General features: G+C 58.4%; 1 protein-coding gene. It reads right to left on the reverse strand.

Annotated features, from left to right (window positions below):
• On the reverse strand, positions 1-469 hold a 469-nt coding region (locus NXS07_RS20810), incomplete at both ends, for a baseplate assembly protein (protein WP_258087608.1).

Raw genomic sequence — 469 nt, forward strand, 5'->3', positions numbered from 1 at the left:
GCCGTGTAGCGGGCCAGCCGTGCCTGCACATCCTGCAATATCGGCTCATACTCCGGTGTGGGGTAGAGGTACAGCACGGCATCAATTTCATAATTAACAATACTGGCGGACTGCACGGTCAGGCGATCGGCCACGGGGCGCACGTCCTCATCATTCAGGGCAGTATTAACGACGGCGATCAGTTCATCACTGGCCGCCCCGTTCCCGTCACGGGATAAGATGCTGACCGTGACATACGCCGGTGCGGGGCTGATGACCGAGGCATCGGCCACCCGGCCGTCTGCACTGCGTGCGTAGTATTCATAAGACGCTACGGGGCCCGCCACGCTTAAACCTTCAAATGCCTGCGGAATACGGACACGAAAATCCGCGTCCGATTCCATCACGGCAGGGACAGGCGGCACGGCGTTATTGTTGGCCGTCTGCAAGACCAAACGTCGCACATTATTATTGGCACCAAGCTGGTCTA

The sequence above is a fragment of the Xenorhabdus bovienii genome, assembly GCF_024721015.1.
Classification (GTDB): Bacteria; Pseudomonadota; Gammaproteobacteria; order Enterobacterales; family Enterobacteriaceae; genus Xenorhabdus; species Xenorhabdus bovienii.